17 protein-coding genes are annotated in these 15,683 nt (G+C 44.2%); 7 read left to right on the forward strand and 10 right to left on the reverse strand.

Going from position 1 to position 15,683, the window contains the following annotated elements; genetic code table 11:
- The first annotated feature begins 154 nt into the window (after positions 1–154).
- Entirely contained in the window at positions 155–1,579 is a 1,425-nt protein-coding gene (treB, locus tag AB4138_RS08320; RefSeq protein WP_372305610.1) for a PTS trehalose transporter subunit IIBC, read from the forward strand.
- Positions 1,580–1,720: 141 nt separating this feature from the next.
- Positions 1,721–3,406 carry an alpha,alpha-phosphotrehalase gene (gene treC / locus AB4138_RS08325; protein ID WP_372305613.1) on the forward strand — a complete coding sequence of 562 codons (1,686 nt, stop codon included), beginning with the start codon at positions 1,721–1,723 and terminating at the stop codon, positions 3,404–3,406.
- A 181-nt stretch (positions 3,407–3,587) separates the two neighbouring features.
- Here treC and AB4138_RS08330 read toward each other — a convergent pair whose 3' ends face one another.
- Entirely contained in the window at positions 3,588–4,190 is a 603-nt protein-coding gene (locus AB4138_RS08330; protein ID WP_017060757.1) for a YitT family protein, read from the reverse strand.
- A 347-nt stretch (positions 4,191–4,537) separates the two neighbouring features.
- On the opposite strand from AB4138_RS08330, the gene glyA reads away from it, so the two are divergent.
- The gene (gene glyA / locus AB4138_RS08335; protein ID WP_372305616.1) at positions 4,538–5,788 is read left to right on the forward strand and encodes a serine hydroxymethyltransferase; all 1,251 of its coding nucleotides are present in this window, start codon (positions 4,538–4,540) and stop codon (positions 5,786–5,788) included.
- Between the two features lie 367 nt (positions 5,789–6,155).
- Here the strand turns inward: glyA and AB4138_RS08340 are convergent, their stop codons facing one another.
- The 6 genes from AB4138_RS08340 to tsaA all read right to left on the reverse strand — a co-directional run bounded on the left by AB4138_RS08340 (position 6,156) and on the right by tsaA (position 10,666).
- Positions 6,156–6,482 (reverse strand): hypothetical protein, encoded by a 327-nt coding sequence (locus tag AB4138_RS08340; protein WP_102320137.1) that lies wholly within the window; start codon positions 6,480–6,482, stop codon positions 6,156–6,158.
- A gap of 230 nt (positions 6,483–6,712) precedes the next feature.
- Entirely contained in the window at positions 6,713–6,904 is a 192-nt protein-coding gene (locus AB4138_RS08345) for a DUF4250 domain-containing protein (RefSeq protein WP_004738555.1), read from the reverse strand.
- A gap of 1 nt (position 6,905) precedes the next feature.
- Positions 6,906–7,109, reverse strand: coding sequence for a YaeP family protein (locus AB4138_RS08350; protein ID WP_008222923.1), 204 nt, complete (start codon positions 7,107–7,109; stop codon positions 6,906–6,908).
- Between the two features lie 164 nt (positions 7,110–7,273).
- Positions 7,274–7,963 carry a tellurite resistance TerB family protein gene (locus AB4138_RS08355; RefSeq protein ID WP_136978129.1) on the reverse strand — a complete coding sequence of 230 codons (690 nt, stop codon included), beginning with the start codon at positions 7,961–7,963 and terminating at the stop codon, positions 7,274–7,276.
- A 190-nt stretch (positions 7,964–8,153) separates the two neighbouring features.
- Positions 8,154–9,869 (reverse strand): proline--tRNA ligase, encoded by a 1,716-nt coding sequence (locus AB4138_RS08360; RefSeq protein WP_102428248.1) that lies wholly within the window; start codon positions 9,867–9,869, stop codon positions 8,154–8,156.
- A gap of 101 nt (positions 9,870–9,970) precedes the next feature.
- Positions 9,971–10,666, reverse strand: coding sequence for a tRNA (N6-threonylcarbamoyladenosine(37)-N6)-methyltransferase TrmO (tsaA, locus tag AB4138_RS08365; RefSeq protein ID WP_050711737.1), 696 nt, complete (start codon positions 10,664–10,666; stop codon positions 9,971–9,973).
- Between the two features lie 124 nt (positions 10,667–10,790).
- Here tsaA and AB4138_RS08370 point away from each other — a divergent pair, with 124 nt between their 5' ends.
- The 3 genes from AB4138_RS08370 (at position 10,791) to AB4138_RS08380 (ending at position 13,151) form a co-directional block, all read left to right on the forward strand.
- Positions 10,791–11,051, forward strand: a complete 261-nt coding sequence (locus AB4138_RS08370; protein ID WP_136982694.1) for a type B 50S ribosomal protein L31 — start codon at positions 10,791–10,793, stop codon at positions 11,049–11,051.
- On the forward strand, positions 11,051–11,176 hold the full coding sequence (gene ykgO, locus AB4138_RS08375; RefSeq protein WP_010436457.1) for a type B 50S ribosomal protein L36: 126 nt from the start codon (positions 11,051–11,053) through the stop codon (positions 11,174–11,176). Before AB4138_RS08370 ends, ykgO begins: the two co-directional genes overlap by 1 nt.
- 388 nt (positions 11,177–11,564) lie before the next feature.
- Positions 11,565–13,151, forward strand: a complete 1,587-nt coding sequence (locus tag AB4138_RS08380; protein ID WP_010436458.1) for an AbgT family transporter — start codon at positions 11,565–11,567, stop codon at positions 13,149–13,151.
- 112 nt (positions 13,152–13,263) lie between these two features.
- On the opposite strand, the gene AB4138_RS08385 is transcribed toward AB4138_RS08380, so the two are convergent.
- Positions 13,264–13,707 carry a YaiI/YqxD family protein gene (locus tag AB4138_RS08385; protein WP_017063355.1) on the reverse strand — a complete coding sequence of 148 codons (444 nt, stop codon included), beginning with the start codon at positions 13,705–13,707 and terminating at the stop codon, positions 13,264–13,266.
- Positions 13,708–13,761: 54 nt separating this feature from the next.
- Positions 13,762–14,049, reverse strand: coding sequence for a hypothetical protein (locus tag AB4138_RS08390; RefSeq protein WP_017069390.1), 288 nt, complete (start codon positions 14,047–14,049; stop codon positions 13,762–13,764).
- Positions 14,050–14,817: 768 nt separating this feature from the next.
- On the opposite strand from AB4138_RS08390, the gene AB4138_RS08395 reads away from it, so the two are divergent.
- Complete coding sequence (locus AB4138_RS08395) at positions 14,818–15,336, forward strand: GNAT family N-acetyltransferase (protein WP_017060749.1); 519 nt, start codon at positions 14,818–14,820, stop codon at positions 15,334–15,336.
- Here the strand turns inward: AB4138_RS08395 and AB4138_RS08400 are convergent.
- Complete coding sequence (locus tag AB4138_RS08400; protein WP_017060748.1) at positions 15,302–15,610, reverse strand: DUF3301 domain-containing protein; 309 nt, start codon at positions 15,608–15,610, stop codon at positions 15,302–15,304. The genes AB4138_RS08395 and AB4138_RS08400 overlap by 35 nt on opposite strands.
- Positions 15,611–15,683 lie beyond the last annotated feature (73 nt).

Here is a 15,683-nt window from a genome sequence, read left to right on the forward strand (position 1 = left end):
TCTCTTTCAATTAATGGGACTGTTCCCATTTTAATTTATCATTCATGTGGGCATTATAATAACCGTAATTGGGAATGTTCCCATTAATCTAAATCGAAGTGGTTATAGCTGCATGGTTTAGATGAGTAATTGAATGAAACCAGGGTGGGGTAGTATGAGTAAGATAGCGAAGCAAGACGTTGCGCGTCTTATCGAGTTAGTCGGTGGCAAAGAGAATATTGCGAGTGTCAGCCATTGTCTAACTCGACTGCGTTTTGTATTGAACGATACGGAACAAGCGAACAAAGCAGAATTAGAGAAGCTTAAACTGGTAAAAGGCTGCTTTACTAACGCAGGTCAATTCCAAGTCGTGATTGGCACCGAGGTTGATGAGGTGTACGCACTTTTGATTGAGCAAACTGGTAAAGATGCATCATCAAAAGATGAGGCGAAGCTGGCTGCTCGTCAAAATATGAACTTCCTTGAGCGTGGTATATCCCATTTAGCCGAAATTTTTGTACCACTGCTGCCTGCCATCATTACTGGCGGTTTGATTCTTGGTTTCCGTAATGTGATTGGCGACATTCGCATGTTCGACGGCAAAACCCTAGTTGAAATCAGTCAATTCTGGGCAACGGTTCACTCTTTCTTATGGTTGATCGGCGAAGCTATTTTCTTCTTCCTTCCGGTTGGTGTGTGTTGGGCAACGGTTAAGAAGCTCGGCGGAACCCCTATTTTAGGCATCACGCTCGGTGTGACCTTGGTTTCCCCGCAATTGATGAACGCTTACATGATAGGTAAATCGGTACCTGAAGTGTGGGACTTTGGCTTGTTCGTGATAGAGAAAGTTGGTTATCAGGCTCAGGTGATCCCTGCGATGTTAGCGGGTGTGGCTCTGGCCTTCATCGAGACCAACCTTAAGCGTATTGTTCCTTCTTACCTGTACCTTGTTGTCGTGCCGTTCGTATCGATTATTTTGTCTGTGATTCTAGCGCACGCTTTCATTGGCCCATTTGGCCGTATGTTAGGCGATGGCGTGGCATGCGCGGCTAAAGCGGCAATGACGGGTGACTTTGCGATTCTTGGTTCAGTAGTCTTTGGCTTCCTATACGCACCTTTGGTTATTACAGGTATTCACCACACAACCAATGCCGTCGACCTACAACTGATGCAAGACTTAGGCGGGACACCAATTTGGCCTTTGATTGCACTATCAAACATTGCACAAGCATCGGCAGTAGTCGGCATCATTATCTTGAGTAAGCGTGAAGGTGAACGAGATATCTCGGTTCCTGCGGCAATCTCAGCCTACTTAGGTGTAACAGAGCCTGCGATGTACGGTATTAACCTTAAATACAAATTCCCAATGCTGAGCGCAATGATTGGTAGTGCTGTTGCAGCCGCGATTTGTGGCAGCGCAGGTGTGATGGCGAATGGTATCGGTGTCGGCGGCTTGCCGGGCATCCTATCGATTCAACCTCAATATTGGTCGATTTACTTAGTCGCGATGCTGGTGGCGGTTGTACTGCCGATAATGCTGACATTGTTTTTCTATAAACGAGCACAGATGAAAGGCGAGCTAGAAACCGCCAACGCGTAATGCATTGAATAAGCGATGACTCCAAAATGAGTTATCGCTTTTTCTCTTAGTTATAGCTTTTTCTTTTAGTTATAACGGCTATTCGACCATGATTCACATGGTGATTTTTATTTTATATTTTCTGGTAAGTGAGTGTTAGAGATGGCGATGACTGAACATGATGAAAGCTGGTGGAAAACCGCAACCATCTATCAAATCTACCCAAAGAGCTTCTGCGACAGTGGCAGTAAAGGTACTGGCGACATCAAAGGGATCATTTCGAAACTGGATTACCTCAAACATTTGAGTGTCGATGCGATTTGGCTAACCCCGGTTTACGCATCTCCTATGATCGATAATGGTTACGATATCTCAGACTACTACGCGATTAATCCTCAATTCGGCACCATGGAAGACTTCGACTTATTGCTGTCTGAAGCGCACCAACGTGGTATCCGTATCGTGATGGATATCGTGGTAAACCACACCTCGACAGAGCATGCATGGTTTCAATCTGCTTTGGGCGACAAAAACAGCTCTTACCGCGATTACTATATTTGGAAAGATCCCGTAGATGGTCAAGCACCAACTAACTGGCAGTCTAAGTTCGGTGGTAATGCGTGGGAACTAGATGAGGCGACTGGGCAATACTTCCTACACTTATTCGCCAAAGAACAGGCTGACCTCAACTGGGAGAACCCGGTTGTACGTGAAGAAGTGAAAGACGTTATCAGCTTTTGGGCAGAAAAGGGCGTTGATGGTTTCCGCTTGGATGTGATCAACCTGATTTCGAAACAGCAAGACTTCCCCAATGATGATATCGGTGATGGCCGTCGTTTCTATACCGATGGTCCACGTGTACACGAATACCTGAAAGAGATCAGCGAAGCCGTATTTCAGAAGTACGGCAGCGTGACCGTAGGCGAGATGTCTTCAACCACGTTGGAACACTGCCAGCAATACTCAAACGTTGATAACAGTGAGCTATCGATGGTGTTTAACTTCCACCACCTTAAGGTCGATTACACCAATGGTGAGAAGTGGACCAATGCGCCGTTTGATTTCTTACAGCTCAAATCGATCTTTAACCATTGGCAAACGGGTTTGAACGGCAAGGGCTGGGGTGCATTGTTTTGGTGTAACCACGACCAACCGCGAGTCGTGAGCCGCTTAGGTGATGATCAGCAATATCGTGTTGAGTCGGCCAAGATGTTGGCTGCTTCTGTGCACATGATGCAAGGCACGCCTTATATCTATCAAGGTGAAGAGATTGGTATGACCAACCCAGGTTACACCGAGATCAGCCAGTATCGTGATGTTGAGAGTACCAATATGTACGACATCATGGTTAACCGTGATGGTGTGGCTCATGAAGATATGATGGCGATTTTGGCGCAGAAGTCTCGTGATAACTCTCGTACACCAATGCAATGGAACAGTGAGCCTTACGCAGGGTTCTCACAAGCTCAGCCATGGCTTGATGTAGCGAATAATTACCCTGGGATTAACGCTGAGCAAGCACTGGAAGACAAAGACTCTGTTTTCTATTTCTATAAGAGTTTGATTGAGTTACGTAAACAAGTGCCAGTGATTACAGATGGCAGCTATCAAGATCTATTGCCTGATCACTCATCCATTTTTGCATATGCACGTGAGAACGAAGGGCAAACCTTGCTGTGTATTAACAACTATTATGGTGAAGAGGCGGAGTGCGTTTTACCGGAACGTTTTGATATGACTAAGGCGAAGAGTCTGTTGTCTAACTATCAACAAGCGAACACTTCAGTTGCATTACATCATCAAGTCTTACGTCCTTACGAGACTCGTATTCTCTTGATTGAAGGTTAACCTTGTTTCATTTTAAGAAGCTTGATTCTTATTCCCCTTAAAGGATTGGGCTTCTACAAAGGCTTTGGAGTGCTCCCCAAAGCCTTTTTTGTTTTAGTGATGGCTGGAATATCGTGCCTCGAGTCTACTTGCGAGAAGTTTGAGCATCGAGTGCCAGCAACGACAGAGCAGGTAATGAACTCTAAGACGCGTAATTCACCGAGTAGCGAGTTGGTTTGTGGTTCATTGCCAATACGATGTTCAATACTGCGGTGCCTAATACAGAAACGGCAATCACCCAAGGTGACACGAAGAAGAACGATGCAAACAGAATACATGCATCAATACCCATTTGTGTTTTACCTACCGAGATACCGTAGCGGTCTTGGATAAACAAGCACAGTACGTTGAAGCCACCCAGACTTGAGCGGTGACGGAATAGGATTAGCATACCTAAGCCCATTAATAAGCCGCCGGCAACAGCACAATAGATCTCGTTATGAACTTCTAGCGAGATAACTAAGTATAAATGATCGGCAAACACAGATACTAAAGCACCAGAAATCGCACTGCTAATAGCAAAGCTACGGCCGAATCGTTTCCATGCTAATAAATAGAATGGACAATTGGCAACAAAGTACAAAATACCAAAGGTTACAGGCAAGAATTGACTCAAAAGCAGAGCCAAGCCAGTAGTGCCCCCGGTAAGCAGGTTCGCTGACTGTAAAAAGAAGACGCCTAACGCCACTAAAAACGTGCCAGTGAGAATCGCTACCCAATCTTCTTTACGTGAGTGTTTTTCCATCGTTTTTATAATTACCTAACCAATAAAGGCGTGCATAGTAGAGAAAAACCTTAGCTTTCGGTAGCTTGAGGGGCAAAATTAAGGTAAACCTATGTAATCTGCGTTTTACAGGGTGTAAAGCGTAAAATTGACAGTAAGCGCCATCTTTGGTTGGATAAGCCAAATAACCATGATGAATCTTATTTGTGATTATGAAAAAACTGCATGATAAAATTGCAATTAGCTCTTTATGACCTAGATCAAATTATGTAGAATGCGTCACATCAAAACGGTGACGGAAACGTTTGCTTTCGGTCGTTGTGTGGTTTTTTTGAAACTTTCAGTACAATCTGAGTCAGGAGATACAGATGCTTAAGCGTGACATGAACATTGCTGATTACGATGCGGATCTATTCGCAGCTATCCAAGAAGAAACTCTTCGTCAGGAAGAGCATATCGAACTTATCGCTTCAGAAAACTACACAAGCCCACGTGTAATGGAAGCTCAAGGTTCTCAGCTAACAAACAAATACGCTGAAGGCTACCCAGGCAAGCGTTACTACGGTGGTTGTGAGTACGTAGACAAAGTTGAAACTCTAGCAATTGAACGTGCATGTGAACTATTTGGTGCAGAGTACGCAAACGTACAGCCTCACTCAGGTTCTCAAGCAAATAACGCTGTATACATGGCACTACTAAATGCAGGCGATACGGTTCTAGGTATGAGCCTAGCACACGGTGGTCACCTAACTCACGGTTCTCCAGTAAACTTCTCTGGTAAGCTTTACAACATCATCCCTTACGGTATCGATGAAGCGGGTCAAATCGATTACGAAGAGATGGAAAAGCTGGCTATCGAGAACAAGCCTAAGATGATCATCGGTGGTTTCTCTGCTTACTCTCAAATCTGTGATTGGAAGCGCATGCGTGAAATCGCTGACAAAGTAGGTGCTTACTTCTTCGTAGATATGGCTCACGTTGCTGGTCTAATCGCTGCAGGTGTTTACCCGAACCCAGTTCCACATGCTCACGTTGTAACAACGACAACGCACAAAACGCTTGCGGGTCCTCGTGGCGGTCTTATCCTTTCAAACGAAGGCGAAGATCTTTACAAGAAACTAAACTCAGCAGTATTCCCAGGCGGCCAAGGTGGTCCTCTAATGCACGTTATCGCTGGTAAAGCAGTAGCGTTCAAAGAAGCTCTAGAGCCAGAGTTCAAAGAATACCAAGCTCGCGTAGTTGCTAACGCAAAAGCAATGGTTGCTGAATTCCTAGCACGCGGTTACAACATCGTTTCAGGTTCTACAGAGAACCACCTGTTCCTAGTTGACCTAATCAACAAAGACATCACAGGTAAAGAAGCAGATGCAGCACTAGGTGCAGCAAACATCACTGTAAACAAGAACTCAGTACCAAACGACCCACGTAGCCCATTCGTTACTTCAGGTATCCGTATCGGTTCTCCTTCTATCACTCGTCGCGGTTTCTCAGAAGCAGACGCGAAAGAGCTAGCAGGTTGGATCTGTGACATCCTAGATAACATGGGTGATGAGTCTGTTATCGAAGCGACTAAAGCAAAAGTACTAGAGATCTGTAAGCGTCTACCTGTTTACGCTTAATTTTTCTGGCTCAAATAGCTTAATTTCTGTGTCAAAGGTGCTCATTTACATTCGTAAACTCCGCGCCTTTTCCTTGAACTAAAGCTATTTGATTGAAAAATACGATTTGAAAGGCTCCTGTTGGGAGCTTTTTTTGTTTTTTTGGGTATTACGTTGTCGAGCATGCTCACTTACATTCGTAAGCTCCGCGTGCTCTCCTAGAATTTCAAACAACTACTTTGAAAAGCAATGATACTAGAGGCTTCTTTAAAGGAGCTATTTTTTGTATCTGGTGGCTGGTGGATTTGGGATTAAGAGTAAAGAAAAGCGGGTATTAAAAAGGGTTAATGCTTTCACATTAACCCTTTGGTATTTGGTAGTGTCGATTCTACTTTTTGATGCTAAGTAGGGTGCCTGACTTACACTTGAATGAGTAATAGTGGCGGCTCTCGTTGAATTTGCCTAAGCCTTCGCCATCGCAGTAGTCGATGTTGATATCACGCATTACTTCTAGTGTATCTTCGCTGTTCAAAGCGAATTTAGAGCCATCAGAGCAGACGATGCGAACTCGTTCATCATGGCTTACAGAGTAAATATCGACTTCAGTATTACACAGCTCAAAAGAGGCTTCGCGAAAGTTGTCTTGCTGAGTATTTGAAGCGCAACCTGCGGTGAGTGCGGCTGCGATAACGGCTAAAAGTCCGAGTCTTTTCATTGTTAATCCTTCACTATCATCAAGTTGGGTGATGAGTTTTATATGCTAGTTTGGGTAGCCTATACAACAATACGCTTTGGTTCAAGGCGCGTTCGTTGACTCTAAGATATAAAAGTATAGGTGCAGACAGATAATTTATAACGGGTTTGCTGCATGTTTGCTTGTTACGTATCACCAAAAAAAAGACCAACACAGAGGTTGGCCTTTAAATAGGAAGATTTTTTTAACGACTATCGAAACTGTTTAGCTTCTGGAAGATACTCAAAACCAGCAGACGCGAGCTTAGCGATTAAGGCTGCTTTGTCGATTTCGTAGAAGTTGACCACTCGATCTAAATCACCGCCGAAGTCGTCACGAAGCTTCATGTTGACGATGCTCATCAACATCACTGGATCCATTTTTTCAAAGTTAGCGAGGTTCATATTAGTCCTCGAAATCTGAAATCAGTAAGTTAGCAGCGGCAAAGGCTGCACGTTCACGAGCTTCTTTAGGAAGAGACTCATCGGCAGCAAGGTCATTCAATGTTTTTACCGCGCAGGTGATCGCTTTAGGGATATAGCCTTGGTCGCCACTGCCAATTTGAGAATACAGTTCACGCACCAAATCACAACAATCGTATACTTTCATTTTTATACCTAACCAAATGATAACTGATCTCAATATACACATAGAGATAAGCAAAAACAAAGTGGATCTGATTAAGTTCAGAGTTAGTTTGTCCTTGCTCAATATCTCACTTGGTTAGCTCGCTGCTTAGGCCGTTCTTTACGGCTTCGTTTGGTACTTGCCGATTAGCCAGAGACTTGTTGTTCAAGTTGATAGGTGACTTCATCAGCAAGATTGAGCTGTTTCGCGAGCTCTTTCAGGTACGCCTTTTCCATGAAATTCTGTTCGTCGGCCACAATCAAAGAGGCTAAGTAGATCTCACTCGCCTGTTGAGGTGACGTTGCCAGTTGAGCGATTTCGCTTGGGTCGAGTGGCTTATGCAGTTCTTCAGAGACCAATTTAGTCAGTTGATAATCAGCGCCCATATTCTCGACGGCTTCCTCTATCTTAGCCATCTCTTCTTCATCAACATGGCCATCAGCTTTAGACGCGGCAATCATCGATCGTAGAATCAGCACGCTGTGGTTTGCATCATTTTCATCAAACTGAGCCTGTTCGGCGTTAGGTGTCTGGCCTTGTTTGGACTGGTAGTCGTTGTAGACTTTATAAGCCAAAGCGCCCAGTGCTGCTGCGCCGCCAATCCCAGCCGCTTTCTTACCCATTTTCTTAGTCTTCTTAGAGCCCATTAACGCACCTAACAGTCCTCCGCCAACTGCGCCTGCACCGAAGGCTCCGAGTGTACTTTTACTGCTACTCTTGCTATTGCTGCCTTGAGAAAGGCCACTTAAACTTGAAGACCCTTGTGAAAGTTGCTGAGTACCTTGTTTTACGAGATCTGATTTAAGTGCTTGGTTCAGTAAGCTTTTGATATCCATCGATACCTCCAATGGTGAGCATGTCCAAAAAGTTGATGACACCAATATACGGATTTAAAGATGAACAGGGGATTAACTTACGTTATTTACTCTACTGATAAATAGAAGGGAGTTTGAAGCGAAATGACAGGCACAAAAAAGGCCACCTAACGGCAGCCTTTCAATGTTTATCTAGTCAGTAATCGGATTACTAAGCTAGTTGAGCCTTAAGGTGCTCGATAACCGTGTCCATTGCGATAGCTTCTTTATCACCAGTACGACGGTTTTTGTATTCGAAGTTACCTTCGTCCATGCTGCGATCGCCGATAACGATAGTGTGAGGGATACCCACAAGCTCGATATCTTTAAACATAACACCAGGGCGCTCTTTACGGTCATCGAATAAAACTTCGATACCCATAGCTGTTAATTCAGCGTATAGCTTCTCAGCTGCTTCTTTAACGCGCTCAGATTTGTGCATGTTCATTGGTACGATAGCAACTTGGAACGGCGCTAGTGCGTCTGGCCAAGTGATACCGAATTTATCGTGGTTTTGCTCGATAGCAGATGCAACAACACGTGAAACACCGATACCGTAACAACCCATCTCTAGGATTACGCTCTTACCATCAGGACCAAGCACGTTACAGTTCATTGCTTTAGAGTAAGTATTACCCAGTTGGAAGATGTGACCCACTTCGATACCACGCTTAAGCTGGATAGTACCTTTACCACATGGGCTAAGGTCACCTTCAACTACGTTACGTAGGTCTTCAACTTGAGCAAGCTCAACGTCACGACCCCAGTTAATTCCGAAGTAGTGCTTACCGTCTACGTTTGCACCAGCGCCGAAGTCACTCATTACAGCAACTGAGCGGTCAACGATGAATGGTAGCTCTAGGCCAACAGGGCCAAGTGAACCAGGACCAGCGCCAACAAGTGCACGGATTTCTTCTTCAGAAGCCATCTCTAGTGGAGAAGCAACCTGTGGAAGGTTCTCTGCTTTCACTTCGTTCAGTTCGTGGTCACCACGGATGATTAGCGCGATGATATCAGCGTCTACTTCATCAGAAGCTTTAACGAATAGAGTCTTAACTGTCTTCTCGATTGCTAGACCGTGTTGCTCTACCAATTCTGCGATAGTTTTCGCATTTGGTGTATCAACCAGTTCCATCTCTTGAGTTGGTGCTGCTGCATCTTCAGTAGGAGCAAGTGCTTCTGCTTTTTCGATGTTTGCTGCGTAATCTGACTCAGTTGAGAATGCGATTAGGTCTTCGCCGCTTTCAGCAAGAACGTGGAACTCTTGAGAGCCGCTGCCGCCGATTGCGCCAGAGTCTGCCAATACTGGACGGTATTCAAGGCCCATACGGTCGAATGCTTTACAGTAAGCATCGTGCATCGCTTGGTAAGACTTTTCTAAGCCTTCTTTGTCGATATCAAAGCTGTACGCATCCATCATAGAGAATTCACGTGCACGCATTACGCCAAAACGAGGGCGGCGCTCATCACGGAATTTAGTCTGGATTTGGTACAGATTTAGAGGTAGCTGTTTGTAAGAGCTGATCTCGTTACGTACTAGACTCGTTACCACTTCTTCAGCTGTTGGGCTAAGAACAAATGGACGAGAGTGACGGTCTGTGAAACGAAGTAGCTCAGGCCCCATCTTTTCAGAACGGCCAGTCTCTTCCCAAAGCTCAAACGGTTGAACTACGGGCATCAAGATTTCAACGGCACCTGCATTATCGATCTCTTGGCGAACGATATTTTCGACTTTACGCAGTACACGTAGACCAGTAGGTAGCCAAGTATATAAACCTGAAGCTAGCTTACGGATCATACCTGCACGTAGCATCAGCTGGTGGCTGATAACTTCTGCGTCGTTTGGAGTCTCTTTCAGAGTAGAAAGAAGGTAGTTACTGGTACGCATTCTATGGTATCCGTTTCATCATTGATAAAAGAAAACTTGCTGTCGTTCGTGACCACAGCAAATCTGATATAGCCGCATATAATATCAGCCTATTTGGGATCTCAAAAGCGTTCAATGTCAGTTACATTGATGAAAAGCGTTTCAACTACGAATTTCACGTTAAGATCGAACAAATTTACCGCATATTCCTTACTGTCAGGTTTACCTTTCTTATAGGCAGGGCGAGGATCTTGGCCTAATACTTCTTTGATCACTTGAATGATATGGCGCGCCTGTGGATGGCTTGCGAGCTTACTTTGCGCTTGCTGCGAAAAGTTAACGTCGAGCACCTCTGGTTCGTCGGCGGCGAACCCTCCCAATGCATCCGGAATCGAATCTGAGTAGGGGATATAAGGCTTGATGTCGATGATCGGTGTACCGTCTACTAAGTCGACGCTGCCGAGATCCAACCAAGTCTGTCCTTTCTCTTGAGACACACCTTTTAGTTCAACCGCAGACATGCCAATTCCATTTGGTCTGAATGTGGCACGTGACGCGAATACACCAATACGTTCATTCCCGCCAAGGCGAGGTGGCCTCACAGTTGGTTTCCAGCCTGCTTCAAGGTTCTTGTCGAACAGAAATAGTAACCAAACATGGCTAAATTGCTCTATATCACGAACAGACTCAAGGCAGTTTGCTGCATCAACCAATCTGACTCTTGAGGTGGATGTGGGTACCAACCTGGGCTGCCTTGGCACAGCGAACTTCTCTTTATAAGGAGACTCAATAAAGCCAACAGGTTCAATTGTGTACATAGTTGGGTGTTCTCTGATTACGATTAAGACGGAAAAATATCATAAAATCGCTTGTTTTTCTTTTGATAACAATTGTCACTTGTAGTGTTATAACATATCAAGTTGGTTATTTAAGGGGAATACAATGAAACCGAATATCCATCCAGATTACCGTCCCGTGGTTTTTCATGACACCAGTGTCGATGAGTACTTCTTAATCGGCTCAACGCTAAAAACAGACCGTACTATCGAATGGGAAGTCGGCAATACTTGCCCTTACTTCACAATTGAGGTGTCGCCAAAGTCGCATCCTTTCTATACGGGCAAACAACGAGTGCTACATAAAGAGGGACGCGTTGCGAACTTCACTCGTCGTTTTGGTCAATTAGGTAAGGGAGCTAAATAATGAAAGTTGTTAAATCACTTAAAAGTGCGAAAAGCCGTCACCCTGATTGCCAGATAGTTAAGCGTAGAGGGCGTCACTATGTGATCTGTAAATCCAATCCAAGATTTAAAGCGGTTCAAAAATAACCGTCAATATGATGTGACATGTGTGTAAAAACGAGGGGAAAGTCAAACTTCATTCATTTGTCTGTTTTTCTTTTCCTTCGAGAGGAACTTAACCGGATATCGAGTGTGTATTTAACGTACGGTGTATTTTATTTTCAAGTGAATCAATGGGTTATATTGTGAGTTATATTTCTAGTGAATGCGTTGTTGTAAATTATAAATCTAGTTTTTGTGTTTAATATAGATTTATTTGCTAATTAATTGTTCAAATAGAGTTAAAAGTCGTCGTTTGTTACACACTTTGTAACATTTTGAATTTCTAATTGATATTTTTGTCGCGTACCCTTCGCTGGCAATTTGAACATCTTTGTCACAATTGCACAGGAATCACTACACAAGGAGGGAACAGATGAGTTCATCTGCTTCAATAAAAAACAACGCACCAAAAAAACCTATTTTCACACGCTTTTTAGACAGCGTTGAATATTTGGGGAACCTTTTACCCCACCCAATCACTCTTTTTGCTATCTTCTGTGTCGCAATCCTAGTTTCTTCAGGTATTGCTGGTTACTTTGAAGTGTCTGTCATGGACCCTCGCCCTGAAGGTGCTAGTGGTCGTGCTGCTGATGGTATGATCCACGTTGTAAGCTTACTTAATGCTGAAGGCTTACAACTCATCGTAACGAATCTAGTTTCGAACTTTGTTGGCTTTGCGCCACTTGGTACTGTACTTGTTGCAATGCTAGGTGTTGCGATTGCTGAGCACTCAGGTCTATTATCTGCGGCAATGCGCGGCATGGTAATGGGCGCATCTCAGCGCATGGTTACTGTGACCGTGGTATTTGCCGGTATTATCTCTAACACGGCTTCAGAGCTGGGTTACGTAGTACTTATCCCTCTTGCAGCAATGCTTTTCCACTCATTGGGTCGTCACCCATTAGCAGGTCTAGCGGCAGCATTTGCTGGTGTATCTGGTGGTTATTCTGCAAATCTACTTATCGGTACGGTTGATCCACTGCTTTCTGGTATCACAGAAACAGCAGCACAAATGCTTGATCCATCTTACTCTGTTGGCCCTGAATCAAACTGGTACTTCATGTTTATTTCGACCTTCTTTATCTCGATTGCCGGCGCATTGGTAACAGAGAAGATTGTTGAACCTAAACTGGGTAAATACAATGTCGAAGACGCGTCTGAAGATCTTTCAAATGACTCAATGGGTAAGCTTACTGCTATTGAGAAGAAAGGCCTTAGATTGGCGGGTGTCGCTGTATTAATCGTGAGTGCGCTTTTAGCTTGGACTGTTGTTCCTGCTGACGGTGTTCTACGTTCAGAGGCGGGCACGATTTCAGGCTCTCCATTCCTGAAAAGTATCGTCGCGTTTATCTTTGTATTCTTTGCTATTCCTGGTTTTGTTTACGGCAAAATTACCGGTTCAATGAAGAATGACCGTGATGTGATTAATGCAATGGCAACGTCGATGTCTTCAATGGGCATGTACATCGTTCTTGTATTCTTTGCTGCACAGTTTGTTGCTTTCTTTAAGTGGACGAACTTTGGTCAAGTGGTTGCTGTAGGCGGCGCAACATTCCTTCAGGATATCGGCCTAACGGGTCCAATGTTGTTCTTCGCATTCATCCTAATGTGTGGTTTCATTAACCTGATGATCGGTTCAGCTTCTGCACAGTGGGCAGTAACAGCGCCAATCTTCGTTCCAATGCTAATGCTAGTAGGCTACGCACCTGAAACGATTCAAGCGGCTTACCGTATCGGTGATTCAACAACCAACATCATTACACCAATGATGAGCTACTTCGGTCTTATCCTTGCCGTAGCAACTCGCTACATGAAGAACCTAGGTATCGGTACACTGATCGCGACAATGTTGCCTTACTCAATGGTATTCATGTTTGGTTGGAGCATCTTGTTCTACCTATGGGTATTCGTATTCGGTCTACCAGTAGGTCCAGGCGCTGCAACGTACTACACGCCTTAGTTGTAGAGTAGGGGAAACCTTCTTCTAATTGATATTAAAAAAACCTGCATTGTTTGCAGGTTTTTTGATTTTTTATGGAGAGATAGAACTAGGTTAAGCTCGGATGAGCCAGCTAGCGTTTGGCTAGAATTCTATCTAAGTGGTTGGCAAACTCACGACGGTCGGTTTGAGAAAGGGCACTTGGTCCACCCGTTTGGATGCCACTTGAGCGCATGGTATCCATAAAGTCACGAATGTTCAGACGCGCTTTAATGGTCTCTTTGGTGTAAAGCTCACCACGAGAGCTGAGTGCTTGCCCACCTTTAGTGATCACTTCGTCAGCCAGAGGGATATCGGATGTAATCACAAGATCGCCGGGTTCAGTGCGCTTTACGATTTCATCATCAGCAATATCAAACCCGCTTGGCACTTGAATTGAGTGAATGTTATTGCGTTTAGGAACGGGAACCAGATGGTTTGCCACAAAGGTACATTCAACCCCTGTGCGCTCAGCTGCGCGTACGATTGTTTCTCGGATAACCTTTGGACAAGCGTCCGCATCAACCCATATCTTCATAGTGTTCTATTTCTCTGTTAGCTTATTTATCGGTCAACTTATTGCTCAGTTGCCTTATTGATCAGTTAGTTTAGCTTCAAGCATGGCAACGCGAGCAGTGAGTTCAAGGATTTGCTTTTCCAGTTGGCTAACACGATCAAGTGCTGGCTCTTCTTGTGTCGCGACTTCAACTTTAGGAACACGATTTGCGCTTTTCCAGCTCTTGATGGTCGTGATTAAAGCGGGCATCGGAACGGATGTGCTCATACGAGCCTTAACTAAAGCAACTGTCGGCTCTTTCCCTTGCGCTTGCAGTCCTTCAAGCACTGATTTCAACTCTTCAGAAACATCTTTTGTCAGCATGTTGATCTCCATTTTTAGTCTTTAGTCATTTTACTCGCTCTGGTGAATGATAGCGAATCATAAAACCGCCCATGGCTTGTGAGAGATCTCTTACAAAGGTTGTGAGATAACACGAATACATCGCTAGAGAGATTGATGCGCATATGGTTAAGGTGTTGAATTTTAATTGTTTTATATAATTAACAACTTTCTTGAATTCAAAATGTGATGCAAATCTATTGTCCGAAATCCTAAATCGCGTAAATTAAACCTTGTCGGAAGGATTCTGACACGGAACAGGAAAGCACCAAGGATTTGGTTATCTTCAGGATGAAGATTTGGTTACTTAGGATTGAGTGATCAAGCATGGAGCGTAAGGACATTGTAGGGATACAGTCAGTTAACAGGAAGTTAGCTGCAACGGAATGACAATGGACACCTTTAGGATTAAAGGGTTGGATTAGCATCAGGACGATGTAAAGGACACCGCTCACGGAACAAGTGATGTGCGCTAACTAGGATTGTTAGCTTTCAGGATGATTGGACACCGCTAGGACGGCGAAGTAAAGGAAAGAGCTGAAGGATTACAGCCACTATTATGGATGATGCATGGAGCATTAATTAGTAGCCGGACTGCTGCGAGTAAGACCCTAGCCCTGACACTTCGGTGTCGGGGCTTTTCTTTTCCTAAGGCTTTTTCTCTATCTAGGGGCTCTCTTTAATTCAGGAGCTTTTATCTAAGCACGCGACATCTGCTTTTCTGCTAATGGTCAACACAAGGAGTGTTTTATGACGATAGCAACCTCAAGAACGCTGTTGGTACCTTATACCGAGCAGTTAGAACATGACTTTATCAAGTTGAATTGCTGCCCCATCAATCGTGCTGAAATGAACGGGCCGCATTCTATTGCCTCTGCAAAACACCTATTTCAAGAAATACTGAACGACAACGTTGGTTTTTGCCGAGCCATTATCCACAACCAAACCCGCGAATACCTCGGGCATTTGTTTGTTTCGTCTGAAGAAGGGAAGCATGAACTGGGATTTATTCTGGACAAGGAGTTTTGGAATCAAGGCCTTGCTAGTGAAGTGCTAAAACCTTTCTTTAGTTTGGTTTGTTTTGAAGAACACCTAACGAATGTTGTCGCGACCGTTAATGTTGGTCATAACCCATCAATTAAGTTACTTGAAAAGTTAGGCTTTGCATTTAAAGAGACCAAACAAGATCAGTTTGGCCCTTATCATGAATATAGTTATACCGCGTATTGCGACGTTACATTCTATGAGGCTGTAGCTCAAACCGCATAGAACGGAAGCCCACCATGGTCAGTTTCCCTTGGTACAGGTCATCACCTAACGCTGAAAACTCAAATTGATACACGGTGTGCCAGCGCCAAATGGTGGTGAGCTCATGGCGCATCTTAAGTTTATGACCACTAAAGGCAACACTTAATAGCTGTAAGTCGAGCTCTTTACATTTTCTCGCAATGGCAGCTTTCGCAAGCTCGGATTGCCTGCGCTGTTGCCAAAACAGAAAGCAAAAGAAGCACAGCATCAAAATAGCCAATAAGTTATCTATCATTTAATCCATACTTCCTTTTATCTCTCTATTCCGTTCGTGATTTGAGCTTTTTGTTATGAGCTACTGAGCTGTT

Origin of the sequence: Vibrio sp. 10N.286.52.C3 (assembly GCF_041468865.1) — a bacterium.
In the GTDB taxonomy this organism is placed as follows: Bacteria; Pseudomonadota; Gammaproteobacteria; order Enterobacterales; family Vibrionaceae; genus Vibrio; species Vibrio crassostreae_C.

Coding starts and splice junctions, on each gene's coding strand:
- treB (WP_372305610.1), top strand. CDS start 155: ATGAGTAAGATAGCGAAGCAAGACGTTGCGCGTCTTATCGAGTTAGTC.
- treC (WP_372305613.1), top strand. CDS start 1,721: ATGGCGATGACTGAACATGATGAAAGCTGGTGGAAAACCGCAACCATC.
- AB4138_RS08330 (WP_017060757.1), bottom strand. CDS start 4,190: ATGGAAAAACACTCACGTAAAGAAGATTGGGTAGCGATTCTCACTGGC.
- glyA (WP_372305616.1), top strand. CDS start 4,538: ATGCTTAAGCGTGACATGAACATTGCTGATTACGATGCGGATCTATTC.
- AB4138_RS08340 (WP_102320137.1), bottom strand. CDS start 6,482: ATGAAAAGACTCGGACTTTTAGCCGTTATCGCAGCCGCACTCACCGCA.
- AB4138_RS08345 (WP_004738555.1), bottom strand. CDS start 6,904: ATGAACCTCGCTAACTTTGAAAAAATGGATCCAGTGATGTTGATGAGC.
- AB4138_RS08350 (WP_008222923.1), bottom strand. CDS start 7,109: ATGAAAGTATACGATTGTTGTGATTTGGTGCGTGAACTGTATTCTCAA.
- AB4138_RS08355 (WP_136978129.1), bottom strand. CDS start 7,963: ATGGATATCAAAAGCTTACTGAACCAAGCACTTAAATCAGATCTCGTA.
- AB4138_RS08360 (WP_102428248.1), bottom strand. CDS start 9,869: ATGCGTACCAGTAACTACCTTCTTTCTACTCTGAAAGAGACTCCAAAC.
- tsaA (WP_050711737.1), bottom strand. CDS start 10,666: ATGTACACAATTGAACCTGTTGGCTTTATTGAGTCTCCTTATAAAGAG.
- AB4138_RS08370 (WP_136982694.1), top strand. CDS start 10,791: ATGAAACCGAATATCCATCCAGATTACCGTCCCGTGGTTTTTCATGAC.
- ykgO (WP_010436457.1), top strand. CDS start 11,051: ATGAAAGTTGTTAAATCACTTAAAAGTGCGAAAAGCCGTCACCCTGAT.
- AB4138_RS08380 (WP_010436458.1), top strand. CDS start 11,565: ATGAGTTCATCTGCTTCAATAAAAAACAACGCACCAAAAAAACCTATT.
- AB4138_RS08385 (WP_017063355.1), bottom strand. CDS start 13,707: ATGAAGATATGGGTTGATGCGGACGCTTGTCCAAAGGTTATCCGAGAA.
- AB4138_RS08390 (WP_017069390.1), bottom strand. CDS start 14,049: ATGCTGACAAAAGATGTTTCTGAAGAGTTGAAATCAGTGCTTGAAGGA.
- AB4138_RS08395 (WP_017060749.1), top strand. CDS start 14,818: ATGACGATAGCAACCTCAAGAACGCTGTTGGTACCTTATACCGAGCAG.
- AB4138_RS08400 (WP_017060748.1), bottom strand. CDS start 15,610: ATGATAGATAACTTATTGGCTATTTTGATGCTGTGCTTCTTTTGCTTT.